Below are 17,708 nucleotides of genomic sequence, written 5' to 3'. Positions count from 1 at the left end.
TCTTACTTAGTTAAATAAGGTGACCAAGCAGGGAATTTAACTTGCCCATCACTTCCTGGCAACCGAGCTTTAAAGCGTCCGTCTGCGGACACCAATTGTAGCACCTTTCCTAGTCCTTGGGTAGAGCTATAAATAATCATGATTCCATTAGGTGAAATGCTTGGACTTTCATCTAAGAAAGTTGAGCTTAACACCTGGCTTGAACCTGTTGCTGTATCATATTTAACAACATTATCACCAGAAACCATTACTATTGATTTACCGTCAGAACTCATCTGGCCGCTATAACTACGACCACCGCCTACTAATGTAGCACCACCGCCTGACGCGCTCATTGAGTATACTTGCGGTGAGCCGCTTCTATCGGACGTGAACAAGATACGACCATCAGGTGTCCAGCTCGGTTCGGTATTATTACCCGCACCACTAGTCAACTGTGTCGGTTGTCCGCCATTCGAATTCATTACATAAATATTCAACTGTCCATCTCTACCATTTGCAAAAGCAAGGCGTGAGCCGTCTGGAGAGAACGCTGGTGCACCATTATGACCTGGGAATGATGCAACAACTTTACGTTGACCAGAAGCTAAATTATGTACAACTAATTGTGATTTTTTATTTTCAAAAGATACGTAAGCCAAACGTTGACCATCCGGTGACCATGCTGGTGACATTAATGGCTGTGAGCTACGAGTTACAATAAATTGGTTAAAACCGTCATAATCCGCTACACGCACTTCATAAGGTTTAGAGCCGCCATTTTTTTGTACCACATAAGCGATTCGTGTTCTAAATGCACCTTTAATTCCGGTCATTTTTTCAAACACTTCATCACTCACTTGGTGTGCGCCCCAACGGATCCATTTAGGCTGTACTGTAATTGAATTTTGAGCCAAAACAGCACCAGCAGTACCCGACGCGCCAATAGTATCAACTAATTGATAAGCAATGTTATAACCTGCACCAGATGCAGATACTTGTCCAACAACAATGGCGTCAATACCTAATGCAGACCATGCATCTGGTGTCACTTCGGAAGCAGAGCCTGGTTGTTGTGGCATTTGACTTACAGGTAAAGGATTAAATTTCCCACTATTGCGTAAGTCTGCAGAAATAATTTCTGCGACATCCGCAGGGACTGAACCATTGGTTTTAAAAGGTACTACTGCGATTGGTCGCGCACCTTCTACACCTTCATCAATGACGATACGCACTTCATCATCTGCTTGTGCAGTATTAATTGCAAAAAACAATACTGCGAATACACTCATTATACGAGCAACTAATTTCATTTTTACCACCTATTGGGGTTATTGAGTTACTGTGAATTCTATTTTAAGTCGAAACTAATAATAGAAGATTTATATTTGTTGTAAATGTCATCTGATGGTGCCGCTGGCACTTTTTTCGTTCTTGCAATCGCACTCAATGCTGCTGAACAAATATCATCAGGGCCAGACACACGTTGATAACCAGTGATTGTTCCATCACGAGATAAATTAATGCGAACATCACATACTTTACCTCTCAAACTTGGATCAACTAATAAACGGCGCTTAATTTCTTTTTTAATCAATGCCCCGTATTGATCCCCAGTTTTACCTCCATCACCAGCACCTAAAGCAGCACCGCTGCCTTTTGAGCCTGATTTATTCGCATTACCACCTTTCGATGCACTACCGCCACCTACAGAACCAAATAAATCATCTAATGCCGCTTGGTTTGCTTTTGAATCTGCTTTTGCTTTAGCTGCGGCATCGGCTTTTGCTTTGGCCTCTTTAGCGGCTTTCTCTTTTGCTTCTTTGTCTGCTTTGGCTTTTGCTTCTTTTTCAGCTTGCGCTTTAGCTTCTGCTGCCGCTTTCTCTTTGGCTGCCTGTTCTGCTTTTGCCTTGGCTTCTTCAGCCTTAGCTTTAGCTTCACTTTCCGCTTTTGCTGTGGCTTTCTCTTTAGCGGCTTGTTCTGCTTTAGCCTTAGCTTTTGCTTCTTCCTCAGCCTGTTTAGCCGCGGCTGCTAAACGTTTTGCTTCCGCGTCTGCTTTCAATTTTGCCGCTTCAGCAGCTTGTTTCGCTTTAGCTTTGGCTTCTTCTTTCGCTTTTTCTAAAGCCTGCTGACGTGCCTTTTCAGCCGCTTCTTGTTTTTGCTGTTCTAACTGTTTTTGTTGCTCTAATTGTTTTTGTTTTTCAAGTTCTTGTTGGCGTTGCTGTTCCGCATTTTCTTGCGGTTCAGGTTTATCTTCAACAACAGGCTCAGGCGTTTTTTTCGCTTTATCAGTAGAGCCTTTTTTTTGCTGCTGCAAACGTCCCCACTCTTGCGCTGCTGAACCAGTATCCACCATTACGGCACCGATGACATCGCCATCACCTTCTCCACCCCTCATGGTGTCAATGGTTTTCGTGAAAAACGAACCAATTATCAACAACCCAAACAAAATAATGTGCAAAACAATTGAAGTTAGTACCGCACTTGTCTCTTTCTTTTGTCGTTGTGTTGTCACAATGCATCCTTGATTACTAGGATCTAAAATTAAATCGGATCTGTCATCAATCCGACAGATTTAATACCAGCCAAATGAAGTAAATTCAAAGCTTTAATCACTTCTTCATAGGGTACATCACTTGCCCCACCGATTAAAAATAATGTATTCGGATCTTTGTCAAATTCAGCCTTGGTCATTTGGGTTACCATTTCTTCGGTTAAACCTTCTGTTCGTTCACCTTCGATAGAAATAGCATATTGCCCTACGCCTGAAACCTCTAAAATCACGGGCACTTTGTCTTCATTAGAGACATTTTGGCTTTCCACTGCATCAGGTAAATCAACCTGCACACTTTGGCTAATAATCGGAGCTGTTGCCATAAAAATCAGTACAAGCACAAGTAACACATCCAAAAATGGAACGATGTTAATCTCCGATTTGATGTTTCTGTTTTTATTACGGCGATACGCCATATTAAACCTCGTAAAACACGTTTAAAATGAACCGCACTTTTCATTCTTAATCCAAAGTGCGGTCAGAAATTTAATTATTTTTTGCAAAAACTTGGCGTTGCAAAATAGCGGTAAATTCATCAATGAAGTTACCATAATTTTGTTCTAATTTATTCACACGTAAATTTAAACGGTTATACGCCATTACCGCTGGAATCGCTGCAAATAAACCAATCGCTGTGGCAATTAAAGCCTCGGCAATACCTGGGGCAACCATTTGTAATGTTGCTTGTTTTGCACCACTCAATGCCATAAATGCGTGCATAATCCCCCATACCGTTCCGAATAAACCAATATATGGGCTCACTGAAGCAACAGTTGCAAGGAAAGGAATACGACTTTCTAAATCTTCCACTTCACGGTTCATTGCTAAATTCATCGCACGCGTACTACCTTTAATAATGGCTTCAGGCGCATCCGCATTTACTTGTTTCAAACGTGTAAATTCTTTGAAACCAGAAAAGAAAATTTGTTCGCTGCCAGTTAATACGGCATCTCGGCGATTAGACAAACCTTCATATAATTTATTTAAATCTTCGCCAGACCAAAAACGATCTTCAAAAGTTCTTGATTCTTTCAATGCGCTAGTCAGAATGCGGCTGCGTTGAATAATGATTGCCCACGAAATGATCGAGAACGAAATAAGAATAAGGATAACAATTTGAACGACGATACTCGCCTTTAGAAATAAATCTAAAAAGTTCAATTCAGCGGTCATGATAACTCCGAGAACTAATTTAAAAATGCGGCTTTAATTTCCTTTGGAAGCGCCACAGGTTTCATTTTGTTAAGATCAACGCAGGCAACCTTTACCGTCGCTGTACTTAACACAGTTTCAGCTCGTTTTAAGAACTGTGTAAATAAAATTGTCGCCCCTTTTACTTCTGTTATTTCCGTGACCACGTCTAATAGGTCATCAAGTTTAGCTGGAATTTTATAGTCAATATTCATCGATTTCACTACAAAAGCCAATTGACATTCATTTAACAATGTCTGCTGCGAGAAGTTTAAGGTGCGTAAAAATTCTGTTCTTGCTCGTTCATAAAAGTGCAAATAACGTGCATGATAAACAACACCGCCAGCATCCGTATCTTCATAATATACACGAATGGGAAAAACAAATTCCTGAGTTGCCATAGCTTACATTGCTCTTTTACTTACGGATAAAAAACCTGCCTATTTTAGAGCTAGTCTATATTATACGCAATAGCTCGAATTCAAAATAATTTATAAAATTTCAAGATTTTCTTAATAAATAAGGGGCTTTTCAGCCCCTTAGCGCGGTCAGATTTTTGACTATTTTGAATCAAATCCACCTTTATCTTCAATTTTCTTAGTAATGGCAACGCTTGCCCAAATTGCAGCTAACACGCCCACTACCCAAATTGCATAATACATAAATTTATCCTCACATTAGTATAATGAGTTTTTGTTTTCTTCGATGAACTCTGCGTCCAAGCGACCAAACATTTTTGCGTATGCCCAAATTGTGTAAAGCAATGAAATCACTACAAATACAAGTGCGAAACCTAACATTAAGGTTAAGGTTAATTCACTTGATGTAGAATCCCACATCAATAAACTCATTTCAGGATGAGAAATTGATGGCATCACAAATGGGAACATGGATACTGCACAAGATAAAATGACACCAATCATCGTTAATGATGAGAAGAAGAAAGCAAAACCAGATCGATTTGCTTTTGATGCCATAATATTGAGTAACGCACCAACGATAACTAATGCTGGGATAATGTATAACACTGGCATTTCATTATAATTGTTAAACCACGCACCGACTGCAGTTTCCACCGTTTTGCCTAATGGTGAAGATGGTGCGAAATGATCAATTTCACTGGTTACAATATAGCCTTCTTTGAAAAGCAACCAAACGCCTGCTAATACAAACAGAACTAAGGTAACCAATGCACCAACTTGTGTCACTGTACGAGCTCGATTACGTAATTCAGCAGTCGTTTTCATTTGCAACCAAGCTGCACCGTGTGTAGTCAGCATAGCAAAACTAATTAAGCCACAAAGCAATGCAAATGGATTGAGTAATTCAAAGAATGAACCTGTGTATTTCACTTGCATCAAGTCATTGAACTCAAATGGAACACCTTGTAATAAGTTACCAAATGCAACACCAAATACTAAACTTGGTACGAAGCCACTGATAAACAAGCCCAAGTCCCATGTTTTACGCCATCTGTTGTCGTCTAATTTTGAACGATAATCAAAAGCGAGCGGACGGAAAAATAATGCCGCAAGTACTAAAATCATCGCAATATAGAAACCAGAGAATGACGTAGCATACACGATTGGCCACGCTGCAAACATTGCACCACCCGCAGTTAATAACCAAACTTGGTTACCATCCCAATGGGGAGCAACAGAATTAATCAAAATGCGTTTTTCAACTTCTTTTTTCGCCATAAATGGAAGCAGGTTAGCTACCCCCATATCAAAGCCGTCTGTAATCACAAAACCGATAAGAAGTACGCAAACAAGCACCCACCAAATAAAGCGTAAAAATTCATAATCCAACATAATAAACTCCTACTATTTAGTTGATTGCTCGAAGTAGTAACGACCTGTTTTTAATGAACTTGGTCCAAGACGACCAAATTTATACATTAAATACATTTCTACCACAATGAATAATGTGTAAAGACCACAGATTAAACCGATAGAGAACCAAAGATCACCCACACTTAATGATGAGTTAGCTACGCCCACAGGTAATATATCTGTAATCGCCCACGGTTGACGACCATATTCAGCCAAGAACCAACCGCACTCAATCGCAATCCAAGGCAATGGTAAGCCCCATAATAATGCTTTGAGTAATAATTTGCTGTTTTCTGTTTTGCCACGTAGGTTTTGCACAAACGCACCAAACATTAACATTAAGACTAAGCCGCCCACAGCTGCCATTACACGGAATGACCAAAATACAGGTGCAACATTCGGAATACTATCTGCAGCTGCTGCTTTCACTTGAGCATCTGTCGCATCAATAACTTTATCCGTATAACGTTTTAATAATAGACCGTAGCCTAAATCTTGACGTACATTTAGGAATTCAGCTTTGGTTGCTTCATCAATTTGACCCGCTTTTTTCTGTGCGCGCAATTCTTCTAACAATCCATAAGCAACCATACCATTACGCACACGTTCTTCATTGCGTGCTTCAAGGTCAGTTAAGCCCATATATTGTGTATCTAAAGAACGGGTAGCAATAATACCACCTAGCATCGGTACAGAAATTTCAAAATCATTTTTACGTTCAGCTTGGTTAGGAATCGCGATTGCATTCCATGAAGCTGGCGCAGGTTGTGTATGCCAATCCGCTTCCATTGCAGCTAATTTCACCGGTTGTGTTTTAGCCACATCATAACCAGATTCATCACCCATAATCATTACCGCAATAGAGGCAATAAAACCAAATGTTGCAGCGATAGAGAATGAACGTTTAGCAAATTCAAGATCACGACCTTTTAAGATATAGTATGCGCTGATCGCCAATACAAACATTGCACCAGATACATAACCGCCTGACAGCGTATGTAAGAATTTACTTTGAGCCGCATGGTTCATCCATAAATCCATAAAACTTGTCATTTCCATTCGCATGGTTTCAAAGTTAAATTCTGAGGCCACAGGATGTTGCATCCAGCCATTCGCCACTAAAATCCACATCGCTGATAAGTTAGAACCAAATGCCACACAGTAGGTAGCAAGTAAATGTTTACCTTTTGATAAACGATCCCAACCGAAGAAGAATAAACCAACAAATGTTGATTCTAAAAAGAATGCAAGCAATGCTTCAATCGCCAATGGCGCACCAAAAATATCGCCTACATAGTGAGAATAATATGACCAGTTAGTACCAAATTGGAATTCCATTGTAATCCCAGTGGTCACACCTAGGGCAAAGTTAATACCAAATAACTTACCCCAGAATTTAGTCATATCTTTATAAACTTGTTTGCCCGTAACAACATAAGTGGTTTCCATAATCACTAAGATAAATGAAAGACCAAGCGTCAACGGCACAAACAAAAAGTGATATAACGCAGTTAATGCAAACTGCAGACGAGAGAGTTCTACTACGTCTAACATCTCGTAACTCCTTGTAAATGCTACAAGCCATTGATTACTATTGTAACCACCCCATTCACACAACATTGTTGGCTAAAACAAATTGTGTGACACCAACGAATTATCTTCACAAAAACCGCTTAAAAAACGATTGCTATCAAAAATAACTCAATATCGGTACGCATTCTACTACTATTTGTAGGGATAAAAAATAGTAAAAAATGTTACCAAGATCACATTTCTAGAAATTAAATCAAAATCAAAGAAATAGACAAAATTGACGAAAATTGATCTGGCGCAAATTATACGTTTTTTGCGCCAATTTACAACAAAATATCTATGCATTCTCAGCAAAAAGCTAGACAACAATTGACAATTCTGCTATTTTCGCGAAAGTTTTTTGTAATTTATTGCGCATTGGCAATTTTAAAGGTTTTATATAATTAGTAGCAGGGATGTAATGATGTTAAAAATAAAGAAAATATTAACCGCACTTTGTGCCGGTTTAACGTTAGTCAGTATCAATGTTTGTGCGGCAGATAAAACTGCAAATGAAAAATTACCGCAACAATGCCAACGTTTATTTAGTGCGGCTGAGCAATTAGTAACCGAAGCGAAAAACCAGCCGGGTACGCATACACAACTTAATAAAATTCAAAATAAGCTAAATCAAAGTAAAAAACAAATTTTAGAAATGGAAGTTGCAACGCAAATCAAGAGTTGTGACCATGGTTTAGCCAAACTTTATGGTTTACAAAAAGACCAAGAAGAAACAAACTAATTTTTGCATAACAGAAAAAATAAAGGGTGCTTTCAAGCACCCTTTTCTATTCGTTGAACTATAAATTTGATATTTATGAATTGGTTAATTTCTGCAAACCAAAATGTCGATAAGTATGCGAAGTCGCAACACGTCCCCGAGGGGTACGTTGTAGAAAACCTTGCTGAATTAAATAAGGCTCTAATACATCTTCGATAGTCTCGCGTTCTTCCCCTATCGCAGCGGCTAAATTATCTAACCCAACAGGACCACCATCAAAACGTTCGATGATAGAGCTTAATAATTTGCGATCTAAATAATCAAAACCCGCTTGGTCAATATCTAGCATAGCCAGCGCTTCTTTTGCGATTTGCTCAGAAATCAGCCCACCATTTTTCACGTCAGCGTAATCTCGCACACGCCGTAGCAGACGATTCGCAATACGCGGGGTTCCTCGGGAACGGCGAGCAACTTCATGGGCGGCTTCATCAGAAATGTCTAAATTTAGACAGGCGGCACTTCGGGCTACAATGGATGTGAGATCATCCACAGAATAAAATTCTAAACGCTGAACAATACCAAAACGATCACGCAGTGGCGATGTCAACGAGCCCGCTCTAGTCGTGGCACCAATCAAAGTAAAAGGCGGTAAATCTAATTTAATGGAACGCGCGGCTGGCCCTTCACCAATCATAATATCGAGCTGATAATCTTCCATCGCAGGATATAAGACTTCTTCGATGGTCGGCGAAAGTCGATGAATTTCATCAATAAATAGCACATCATGGGGCTCAAGATTGGTGAGCATTGCGGCCAAATCCCCTGCTTTTTCCAACACAGGGCCTGAAGTCGTACGAATATTCACCCCTAATTCGTTCGCCACAATATTCGCCAATGTTGTTTTTCCTAGCCCTGGCGGACCAAACACAAGCAAATGATCCAAAGCATCTTGGCGCAGTTTCGCCGCCTGAATAAATATTTCCATTTGCGACCGCACTTGAGGCTGCCCCACATAATCAGCCAGTAATTTAGGGCGAATTGCGCGGTCAACCGCTTCGTCATCAAGGCGAGCCACGCCGCTAATTAATCGATCTGCTTCAATCATAGTTATAACGCCGCTTTTAACGCTTCTCTAATAAGCTGTTCACTGGTTAAGCCTGCTTTTGCTACTTTCTTAATCATTTTTTCTGCATCGGTGGCTTTGTAACCTAATGCTAGCAAGGCGGCAACGGCTTCATCACTCGGTGCTTCAAGTGCAATTGGCTCAATATTCGGTGCGCGAATAGATTGGCTTTCCACAAAGAAATCGGGTTGCTGCACGCCTTTAAATTTGCCTTTTAATTCCACTAATAGACGTTCTGCCGTTTTCTTGCCCACACCAGGGATTTTGACAAGTTTAGATAATTCTTCACGTTCAATGGCATAAGCGAATTCGTGTACCGACATGGCAGATAAAATCGCCAACGCTAATTTCGGCCCAACGCCATTGGTTTTGATCAACTCGCGGAATAAAGTGCGGTCAGTTTTTGTCGAGAATCCAAAAAGCAAATGGGCATCTTCTCGCACAACTAAATGGGTGTATAAAGCACATTCTTGCCCTGCTTCGGGCAAATTATAAAAACTCGTCATCGGCAGCAACAATTCGTAGCCTACACCTTGCACATCAAGCAAAATTTCTGGGGGTTGTTTTTCGATAAGTTTTCCGCGTAAATGACCGATCATGCTGTGATCCTAATAAAAAAATTTCCGCTATCATAGCGGAAAAAACTGAATAAAACAACAGCTAAACCTTTAATCGAAAACGTCCTCTGCTGTAACGAGTACGCAAAAGTGCGGTCAATTTTTCTTGCGTTTCTGTCGGTTTAGCGGTGCGCGAAACTTGTAAGCTATGCTGCATACTATGCGCATGTGTGATTGCAATCGCCAGTGCATCTGCTGCATCGGCTTGGGGCTTGTCGGATAATTTCAAAATACGCGTGACCATATCCTGCACCTGCAGTTTGTCTGCCGAGCCAATTCCAGTGACAGTTTGCTTTACCAAACGTGCTGCATATTCAAACACAGGTAATTCGTGATTGACCGCAGCCACAATTGCCGTGCCTCGTGCTTGCCCCAATTTTAATGCGGAATTAGGGTTTTTCGCTAAAAACACTTCTTCAATTGCGAACATATCAGGTTGAAACTGAGTAATAATCTCGGTTACTCCTGCATAAATCCGCTTTAAGCGCGTTGGCATATCATCCGCTAATGTGCGAATTGCACCGCTGCCAAGATATTCTAACGAGCGACCACTCTGGCGAATAACGCCATAACCTGTTACTCTTGAGCCTGGGTCAATTCCTAAAATAATGGTCATAATTTTCCCAAAAAATAGGCAGATGTTATGACATCTGCCTGACTTTCATTTATGAATGATTATTTATTTAAACGATTTGTTGCAGAGCTATTTACACTACATAATTTTGCTAAGATTTCATCTGAATTTGCACCTTTAGCGGAGAAATTACCACCATTAATAGTTGCAATATTTTTTGGTGTTAAGCCAACATCGACCTTCCAAGTATATTTATCCGATTGGAATGCGGTGAAATCTTTATCGTTATCATCACGAATCAAGCTGGCAACCAGCGCATTTTTACCTTTGCCTAAACGTACATTGACTGCACGCGCTACATTATTTTCAAATGCATAAGTGGCAACTAAGGTTTTACCGTTCATGCAACGATAACTAGCTGATTTGCTCTCTGTCGCTAGTTTTTCCACAGTGACAGCTGCTTTACCATCAATGCTTTTTGCCATATTTGCAGCTTGATCATTAGCACGCGCTGCCGCTTGCTCAAGCGCTTGTGCTTCTTTCGCTTTTGCTGCCGCAGCCGCTTCTTCAGCGGAAGTTGATGAACAGGCAGCCAAAACTAATGTGGCAACTAATGCAGGAACAAATTTCACTAATTTCATATAAATCTCCTTTTTAGGGAATAAAACTTATTGCTATAAAAGCATTTTTACCTTACCACAAAAAAGAGAGATTGCAAAATTCTACAATAATGCAGCTACTTCATCACTCATTTCACCATTATGATAGACGTTTTGTACATCATCACAATCTTCAAGACGGTTAATTAAGTCGAGTAATTTAGGCGCAGTTTCTGCATCAAGTTCAACCGTTGTTGATGGAATCATGGTCACTTCAGCTTCGTCAATTTTAAAACCAGCAGCTTCAAGTCCATCACGCACGGCACCTAGCTCTTCCCATGCGGTATAGATTTCAAATGAACCATCATCTTGTGGTTGAATATCATCTGCACCCGCTTCGATCGCCGCTTCTGTTAATGCATCTTCATCGGCTTCAGCAATTAGAATTAATCCTTTTTTACTGAATAAATAGCCCACTGAACCTTCAGTTCCTAAGTTGCCACCACATTTAGTAAAACTTGGACGCACTTGGGAAATGGTACGGTTTGCGTTGTCACTTAAACATTCCACCATCACAGCTGTACCACCTGGGCCATAGCCTTCATAGATTCGGGTTTCCATATTGGTGTCATCGCCACCACCGACACCACGCTCAATCGCTCGGTTGATGGTATCGCGCGTCATATTGCTTGCGAGTGCTTTATCCACAGCGGTACGCAAACGTGGATTTGAAGCGGCATCTCCACCACCAATTTTGGCTGCTGTCACCAATTCACGAATTAATTTAGTAAAAATTTTACCGCGTTGCGCATCTTGTGCTGCTTTGCGGTGTTTAATATTTGCCCACTTACTATGGCCTGCCATTGTTAATTTCCTTTTTTGTGACTATTATTTTCTTTGATTTATCAAAGAAAACAACGAAAGAAAGGCACTCTACTTTGCTCATTTCCTAAAATCATTTAACAAGCTCAGCAGAAAATTTATCCGCTCACATTGCCCAGACAATATAATTTTCTCTGCAAATTAAAGGATTTTCAGCTAGCAAAAAGAGAACCCATTGCTACATATTAAAGTGCGGTTAAAAATAATGAAATTTTTGACCGCACTTAGTTAAAATTTATTTTCAGCCCTAAAGGACTAAACGCTGCATAAGATAAACGACTTAGCGCACTAAACAGCTTATGCATTTTTCTCGATTAAATATGTCCGAATCGCCTGTGCGTTATTAGGCGATTTGGTTAACTCCGCCGCTCGTTCGGGTTCTAGCCATTGATATGCCAAATGCTCCGTTAATAGGGGAATGCGTTCATTCGGCAAACCGAGTAAGAACCAATGCTCTTTGCTGTGAGTCACGTTCGGCGCGTATTTATACCGAAAATGCGGGAAAATTTCAAATTCAACAGAATGATGACAATCCATTAATGTGAAATTTTCCGCTTCAATATCCCAGCCTGTTTCTTCTCGCACTTCTCGAAGTGCGGTCAAAAATGGCGTTTCTTGCTGTTCCAAAGAGCCAGTTACCGATTGCCAAAAATCTTGATCATCTTGGCGTTGTAACATCAATACTCGCTTGGTATCCAAGGCATAAATCACCACAAGAACAGAGTGAGGATTTTTATACTGCATTATAATAAATTCGCGCTATCAGCTTTGGCTCACAAGAAGGTATTTCACCAATAGCGCAGATCTCATCATTATTCTTTCTCGGTTTTCACCACAGAAATGGCTAATTCCGCCAATGCTTGCTCATTGGCATGGCTTGGCGCTTCTGTCGTTAAGCAGGCTGCTGCCGTTGTTTTCGGGAAGGCAATTACATCTCGAATATTGTCAGTGCCTGTTAACAACATTGTTAAGCGATCTAAACCGAAAGCAAGCCCCGCATGTGGTGGGGTGCCGAATTTTAATGCGTCTAATAAGAAGCCAAATTTTTCACGTTGCTGTTGTTCATCAATACCTAAAATACGGAACACAGTTTGCTGCATTTTCGGATCGAAAATACGTACTGAACCACCACCAACTTCATAACCGTTGATTACCATATCGTAAGCATTTGCCACCGCAGCTGTTGGATCCGCTTCTAACTGCTCTGGGCTAAAATCTCTTGGCGAAGTAAATGGATGGTGCATTGCGGCTAAATTACCTTCTTCATCACGCTCAAACATTGGGAAATCGATCACCCAAAGTGGCGCCCACTCGTCTAAACGCGTTAAGCCTAAATCACGCCCTAATTTCAAGCGCAGTGCGCCCATTGCATCAGTCGCAGTTTGCCATTTATCGGCACCAAAGAATAAAATATCGCCAGTTTGCGCTGAAGTGCGGTCAAAAATCGCTTTAATTTTTTCTTCAGTTAAGAATTTTGCGATTGGGCTTTGTACGCCTTCAAGACCTGCATGAATATCGTTAATTTTTAACCAAGCTAACCCTTTCGCACCATAAATGCCGACAAATTGCGTATATTCATCAATTTGTTTACGCGTGATGCTTGCGCCGTTTGGCACGCGAATCACAGTTACACGGCCATTAGGATCGTTCGCAGGCTCTGCAAACACTTTGAAATCCACGTCTTTTACAATGTCAGCCACATCCACCATTTCAAGCGGGTTACGCAAATCTGGCTTATCAGAACCAAAGCGAGTCATAGCTTCTTGCCAAGTCATTGTTGGGAATTGCCCCAAATCTACGCTGAGTTGATCTAACCACAAACCACGAATCATACGTTCCATAATTTCGCGCACTTCAGGGGCGGTTAAGAAAGAAGTTTCCACATCAATTTGAGTAAACTCAGGTTGACGATCCGCGCGTAAATCTTCATCACGGAAACATTTCACAATTTGATAATAACGATCAAAGCCAGACATCATTAACAACTGTTTGAACAGCTGTGGAGATTGTGGTAACGCATAAAACTTGCCTTTGTGAACACGGCTAGGCACGAGATAATCGCGCGCACCTTCTGGGGTTGCTTTGGTCAGCATTGGGGTTTCAATATCTAAGAACCCGTTGTCATCCATAAAACGGCGCACAAAACTGGTAATTTTCGCACGCGTTTTTAAACGTTGCGCCATTTCAGGACGGCGTAAATCTAAATAACGGTATTTTAAACGCTGTTCTTCTGTATTATTTTGGTTGAAATCAAGTGGCAAAACATCTGATGCGTTGTAAACGAACAAGGCTTTGGCAACCACTTCTACTTCGCCAGTCGCCATATTTTTATTAATTTGATTTTCAGGGCGAGCAATCACTTCCCCTTTGATTTGAATACAAAATTCATTACGCAGATTCGCCGCTTGTGTTAAAGCGTCTTGATATTTAGGATCAAAGCAAACTTGCACAATCCCTTCACGATCGCGCATATCAATAAAAATCAAACCACCTAAATCACGGCGGCGGTGAACCCAGCCACTTAGTGTGACTTCTTGTCCGATGTTGCTACGGTTTAGTGCACCGCAATAATGAGAACGCATCATATCTTCTATTCCTTAAATAACTTGCAAAGTTGATATTAAATAACCGCTGAATTATAGCGGAAATTTACGGTTGATTGAACTGTTATTCAGATAAGAAAGTGGAATTTTCAATTTATTCAGAATAATTTACCTTTTCTCACAAATTGGCGGCATTCGCATTTTGCGAATAGAAAGGCTGAGAGAATGGCTGCCCTGTTAAACAAGATTTATTTGAGAGATCCCAAAACTTCTTCTAAAATAACCGCACTTTTTTGTTGATAACAAATAAATAACGAATAAATTATGAGTAAAGATACTATTTTTGCGGCGCCCATTGAAAAACTAGGCGATTTCACTTTTGATGAAAATGTTGCCGAAGTATTTCCAGATATGATTCAACGTTCTGTGCCTGGTTATTCCAACATTATTACCGCCATTGGTATGTTGGCTGAACGTTTTGTCACCGCTAATTCAAACGTCTATGATCTTGGTTGTTCACGCGGTGCGGCAACCCTTTCTGCCCGCCGCAATATCAAACAACCAAATGTCAAAATTATTGGCGTAGATAATTCGCAACCTATGGTCGAACGTTGTCGTCAGCATGTCCAAGCATATCACAGCGAAATTCCTGTCGAAATTTTGCTAGAAGATATTCGCAATATTCCCATTGAAAATGCATCAATGGTGATTTTGAATTTCACCTTGCAATTTCTCCCACCCGCTGATCGCACGGCGTTGCTTGAGAAAATTTATAAAGGATTAAATCCCAATGGCGTGCTGGTGCTATCCGAAAAATTTCGTTTTGAAGATGAAACTGTCGATAATTTACTCATTGATTTACACCATCAGTTTAAACGCGCCAATGGTTATAGCGAATTAGAAGTCAGCCAAAAACGCGCCGCCATTGAAAACGTTATGCGCATCGACAGCATTAACACCCACAAAGTGCGGTTAAAAAATGTCGGATTTTCTCACACGGAACTATGGTTCCAATGCTTTAATTTTGGCTCAATGATCGCGGTAAAATAAGGGGGTTAGATAACAAGCCCCGTTCTAGCACAAAGCAGTAGCACCTTGTCATCAATATGCCTAAACACAAACTGTTTTATAAATAAGCAATCGTAGCGGCAAAGATGCGTTTTTAGCCAAATAGGCGTTGATGAATTTCTTGAACCCGCTGTTTTTCTTGTTCAAGAAGTAAGCCATTTTGAGCATAAGCTAAATCCATTTCAGCCTGCGCTTTCGCACTCTGGCGTAAGGTATCTGCAGAGGCATTTTGCCATAGTGCGTGTAATGTTTTTTGCATTCGGATATGGATCTCCACCATACTTTCGCCATCTCGACTAATTGGGGAGAAAGGCTGCGTGATAAAATCCCCTTCATTTAAATTTAACATTGCCAAATTCGAGTATGTGATCTCTTGCTTTTCTCGCTGTGTTTCAAGCAGTAATCGCATCAAAATAGTCATCACTTTAATTGCCGTGCCAGGATCATTTACTGCTGGAGATAAGGCTCTTTGCGCCACCTCACTTAATACAATTAAGCCAAATTTTGGATCTTGCGCATAGCTTCGATTACGCTCAAACACAAAACCTTCAGCAATTTGTGCTAATTTCTCTTCATCTACACAATCCGTATAAGCAATTGGCATATTTGTGTGCACAAACTTTCCCGGGCGTATCGCAATCTCTATTTGGCAATCATTTTGTTCAGCAAAATTTTGTAATCCTTGCAAATTGATATGGCTGAGATACCCCGTTTTTATGGCGTAAATAGGTTTTTGAAGTGTGATATCTGTAATCCCCTTGGCGCCCATATTCGGATTTTCCCAATAATCTACCAAGGCTTGGTATGATGCTAGTTCAATCTTTTCTAAGGTATTATCTAATCGCCCTAATTGTGATAACGCACGAACCCAATTAATCAGCGTATAAATGAGATAAATCAGCACCCCAATTGTACCTACAAAAAGCACAAAACGCCCAGCTTCGTTATAGTAGCCCATGCCAAGCGTAACCTTGGCCACTAAAGCATAAACAAAGGCAGAAATAAAACTCGAAATCGCCACGCGAGTGGTGTTATCCCCCATCACTAATTCCGTCGAACGAGGCGTTGCACTATTCGATGCGGAAGCAAAAGCCGAAACCATAATCGAAAGCGAAAAAGTGCTCACCGCTAGCATACTGGAAGCCACAATACTTAAAATATCGTTCACTAGCGTTTCACTAATATTTGGTAAGGCGCCTAATGGTAAATCTCTATTTTCGATTAATGTTGAAACCAAGGCGAGAAAAACAGCAAAAAATGCCCCAAATACTGGCGTTAGCCACAATCCATTTGACGGTTTTTTCAACCATAATACCAAGGAAAAAACTTTATCTTTAATATTCCACATCACCATGTCCCTTATTTGAATATCATCCTTTGCGAATTTATTTGAGAATAACAAATGTTTACTATTTATTACAGCCCAAATTGTGTATTTAGTATCTTAATCTAAATAACATTTTTAGTCGTTATCTAAGGCACTCTCAAATAATTTATTTTGCATTTTGGGTGCGAAAAAATTAAATTATGCCTATTCAATCAATTCGTTAGGAGAATTATTTATGAGAAAAACCTTAGTTGCAGCATTATTGTTAGGCGCATCCTTAGGGGCACAAGCACTGGATATTCGTTTTGCCATGGAGCCGAGCTATCCACCCTTTGAAATGACCAACCAAAAAGGGGAAATCATTGGCTTTGATGTAGATGTGGCAAATGCGATTTGCAAAGAAATTCAAGCGAATTGCTCATTCCAAAGCCAACCGTTTGATGGATTAATCCAAGGATTAAAACAAAAACGATTTGATGCAGTAATTTCAGGTATGGGCATTACTGAAGCTCGTAAAAAACAAGTTTTATTCAGCGAACCTTATTTTGCAAGTTCAGCTGCTTTTATTGCGAAAAAAGGAACTGATTTCGCTAAAGTAAAAAATATAGGTGTTCAAAACGGCACTACATACCAAAATTATGTGAGCAAAGAAAAACCAGAATACCGAATGAAATCTTATGCATCCTATCAAGAAGCTATTTTAGATGTGCAAAATGGACGTATTGACGCAATTTTTGGCGATGTGCCTGTACTCGTTGATATGATTACCAAAACGCCTGATCTTGAGTTTGTTGGCGAACGCATTGATAATCCAACCTATTTCGGTAATGGGCTTGGCATTGCAACGAATTTGAAAAACCAACCACTTGTTGATGAATTAAACAAAGGTCTAGCTGCGATTAAAGTGAATGGAGAATACCAAAAAATCTATGATAAATGGATGGCTGTGCAGTAATAAAAATATCTAAAATTTGACCGCACTTTGATTTTCTCTTCAAAAGTGCGGTCATTTTTGTTTAAATTTTTTAGGGCTGACGTAGATTAGCCCTAAATTTCACACCATTTTCGCAATGTTTTTAGCTGCATTTTGGGTGTTCCAAAGTTAAACCGAAATTCACATTCC

At 40.3% G+C, this 17,708-nt stretch carries 18 protein-coding genes and 1 pseudogene; 3 read left to right on the top strand and 16 right to left on the bottom strand.

Annotation, left to right across the window (positions count from 1 at the left end):
* Window positions 1-2 precede the first annotated feature (2 nt).
* The 7 genes from tolB to C8D76_RS08145 form a co-directional block, all read right to left on the bottom strand.
* Window positions 3-1,292, bottom strand: a complete 1,290-nt coding sequence (gene tolB, locus C8D76_RS08175; RefSeq protein ID WP_116632296.1) for a Tol-Pal system beta propeller repeat protein TolB — start codon at window positions 1,290-1,292, stop codon at window positions 3-5.
* Window positions 1,293-1,330: 38 nt separating this feature from the next.
* Complete coding sequence (gene tolA / locus C8D76_RS08170; protein WP_116632295.1) at window positions 1,331-2,494, bottom strand: cell envelope integrity protein TolA; 1,164 nt, start codon at window positions 2,492-2,494, stop codon at window positions 1,331-1,333.
* Window positions 2,495-2,523: 29 nt separating this feature from the next.
* Complete coding sequence (gene tolR / locus C8D76_RS08165) at window positions 2,524-2,949, bottom strand: colicin uptake protein TolR (RefSeq protein ID WP_116632294.1); 426 nt, start codon at window positions 2,947-2,949, stop codon at window positions 2,524-2,526.
* Window positions 2,950-3,019: 70 nt separating this feature from the next.
* Window positions 3,020-3,706 (bottom strand): protein TolQ, encoded by a 687-nt coding sequence (gene tolQ, locus C8D76_RS08160; protein ID WP_116632293.1) that lies wholly within the window; start codon window positions 3,704-3,706, stop codon window positions 3,020-3,022.
* 14 nt (window positions 3,707-3,720) lie between these two features.
* A complete protein-coding gene (ybgC, locus tag C8D76_RS08155) occupies window positions 3,721-4,125 on the bottom strand; it encodes a tol-pal system-associated acyl-CoA thioesterase (protein ID WP_116632292.1) in 405 nt (134 codons plus the stop codon).
* 276 nt (window positions 4,126-4,401) lie between these two features.
* Window positions 4,402-5,538, bottom strand: a complete 1,137-nt coding sequence (gene cydB / locus C8D76_RS08150) for a cytochrome d ubiquinol oxidase subunit II (protein ID WP_116632291.1) — start codon at window positions 5,536-5,538, stop codon at window positions 4,402-4,404.
* 12 nt (window positions 5,539-5,550) lie between these two features.
* Window positions 5,551-7,113 carry a cytochrome ubiquinol oxidase subunit I gene (locus tag C8D76_RS08145; protein ID WP_116632290.1) on the bottom strand — a complete coding sequence of 521 codons (1,563 nt, stop codon included), beginning with the start codon at window positions 7,111-7,113 and terminating at the stop codon, window positions 5,551-5,553.
* 439 nt (window positions 7,114-7,552) lie between these two features.
* On the opposite strand from C8D76_RS08145, the gene C8D76_RS08140 reads away from it, so the two are divergent.
* The gene (locus C8D76_RS08140; RefSeq protein ID WP_116632289.1) at window positions 7,553-7,873 is read left to right on the top strand and encodes a DUF5339 domain-containing protein; all 321 of its coding nucleotides are present in this window, start codon (window positions 7,553-7,555) and stop codon (window positions 7,871-7,873) included.
* A 73-nt stretch (window positions 7,874-7,946) separates the two neighbouring features.
* Here C8D76_RS08140 and ruvB read toward each other — a convergent pair whose 3' ends face one another.
* From ruvB to aspS, 7 genes are all read right to left on the bottom strand, one after another.
* Complete coding sequence (ruvB, locus tag C8D76_RS08135) at window positions 7,947-8,957, bottom strand: Holliday junction branch migration DNA helicase RuvB (RefSeq protein WP_116632288.1); 1,011 nt, start codon at window positions 8,955-8,957, stop codon at window positions 7,947-7,949.
* A gap of 2 nt (window positions 8,958-8,959) precedes the next feature.
* Window positions 8,960-9,574, bottom strand: coding sequence for a Holliday junction branch migration protein RuvA (gene ruvA / locus C8D76_RS08130; protein WP_116632287.1), 615 nt, complete (start codon window positions 9,572-9,574; stop codon window positions 8,960-8,962).
* A 61-nt stretch (window positions 9,575-9,635) separates the two neighbouring features.
* Complete coding sequence (ruvC, locus tag C8D76_RS08125) at window positions 9,636-10,208, bottom strand: crossover junction endodeoxyribonuclease RuvC (RefSeq protein WP_116632286.1); 573 nt, start codon at window positions 10,206-10,208, stop codon at window positions 9,636-9,638.
* Between the two features lie 59 nt (window positions 10,209-10,267).
* Window positions 10,268-10,807 carry a hypothetical protein gene (locus C8D76_RS08120; RefSeq protein WP_116632285.1) on the bottom strand — a complete coding sequence of 180 codons (540 nt, stop codon included), beginning with the start codon at window positions 10,805-10,807 and terminating at the stop codon, window positions 10,268-10,270.
* A gap of 81 nt (window positions 10,808-10,888) precedes the next feature.
* Window positions 10,889-11,629, bottom strand: a complete 741-nt coding sequence (locus C8D76_RS08115) for a YebC/PmpR family DNA-binding transcriptional regulator (RefSeq protein ID WP_116632284.1) — start codon at window positions 11,627-11,629, stop codon at window positions 10,889-10,891.
* A 315-nt stretch (window positions 11,630-11,944) separates the two neighbouring features.
* Window positions 11,945-12,391: a dihydroneopterin triphosphate diphosphatase gene (gene nudB, locus C8D76_RS08110; protein ID WP_116632283.1), complete on the bottom strand. Its 447-nt coding sequence runs from the start codon at window positions 12,389-12,391 to the stop codon at window positions 11,945-11,947.
* Between the two features lie 68 nt (window positions 12,392-12,459).
* Complete coding sequence (aspS, locus tag C8D76_RS08105) at window positions 12,460-14,232, bottom strand: aspartate--tRNA ligase (protein WP_116632282.1); 1,773 nt, start codon at window positions 14,230-14,232, stop codon at window positions 12,460-12,462.
* 282 nt (window positions 14,233-14,514) lie between these two features.
* On the opposite strand from aspS, the gene cmoA reads away from it, so the two are divergent.
* Window positions 14,515-15,240, top strand: a complete 726-nt coding sequence (cmoA, locus tag C8D76_RS08100; RefSeq protein ID WP_116632281.1) for a carboxy-S-adenosyl-L-methionine synthase CmoA — start codon at window positions 14,515-14,517, stop codon at window positions 15,238-15,240.
* A 112-nt stretch (window positions 15,241-15,352) separates the two neighbouring features.
* Here the strand turns inward: cmoA and C8D76_RS08095 are convergent, their stop codons facing one another.
* Window positions 15,353-16,606 (bottom strand): DUF2254 domain-containing protein, encoded by a 1,254-nt coding sequence (locus C8D76_RS08095; protein WP_165814360.1) that lies wholly within the window; start codon window positions 16,604-16,606, stop codon window positions 15,353-15,355.
* 214 nt (window positions 16,607-16,820) lie between these two features.
* On the opposite strand from C8D76_RS08095, the gene C8D76_RS08090 reads away from it, so the two are divergent.
* Window positions 16,821-17,540: an arginine ABC transporter substrate-binding protein gene (locus C8D76_RS08090; RefSeq protein ID WP_116632318.1), complete on the top strand. Its 720-nt coding sequence runs from the start codon at window positions 16,821-16,823 to the stop codon at window positions 17,538-17,540.
* A 92-nt stretch (window positions 17,541-17,632) separates the two neighbouring features.
* On the opposite strand, the pseudogene C8D76_RS08085 reads toward C8D76_RS08090, so the two are convergent.
* A pseudogene (locus tag C8D76_RS08085) lies at window positions 17,633-17,708 on the bottom strand (IS1595 family transposase); the annotation flags it as partial.

The sequence above is a fragment of the Alitibacter langaaensis DSM 22999 genome, from assembly GCF_003096995.1.
Lineage (GTDB): Bacteria > Pseudomonadota > Gammaproteobacteria > Enterobacterales > Pasteurellaceae > Exercitatus > Exercitatus langaaensis.
The sequence above is the reverse complement of the archived record's forward strand: the minus strand, read 5'-3'. Positions and strand labels throughout refer to the sequence as shown.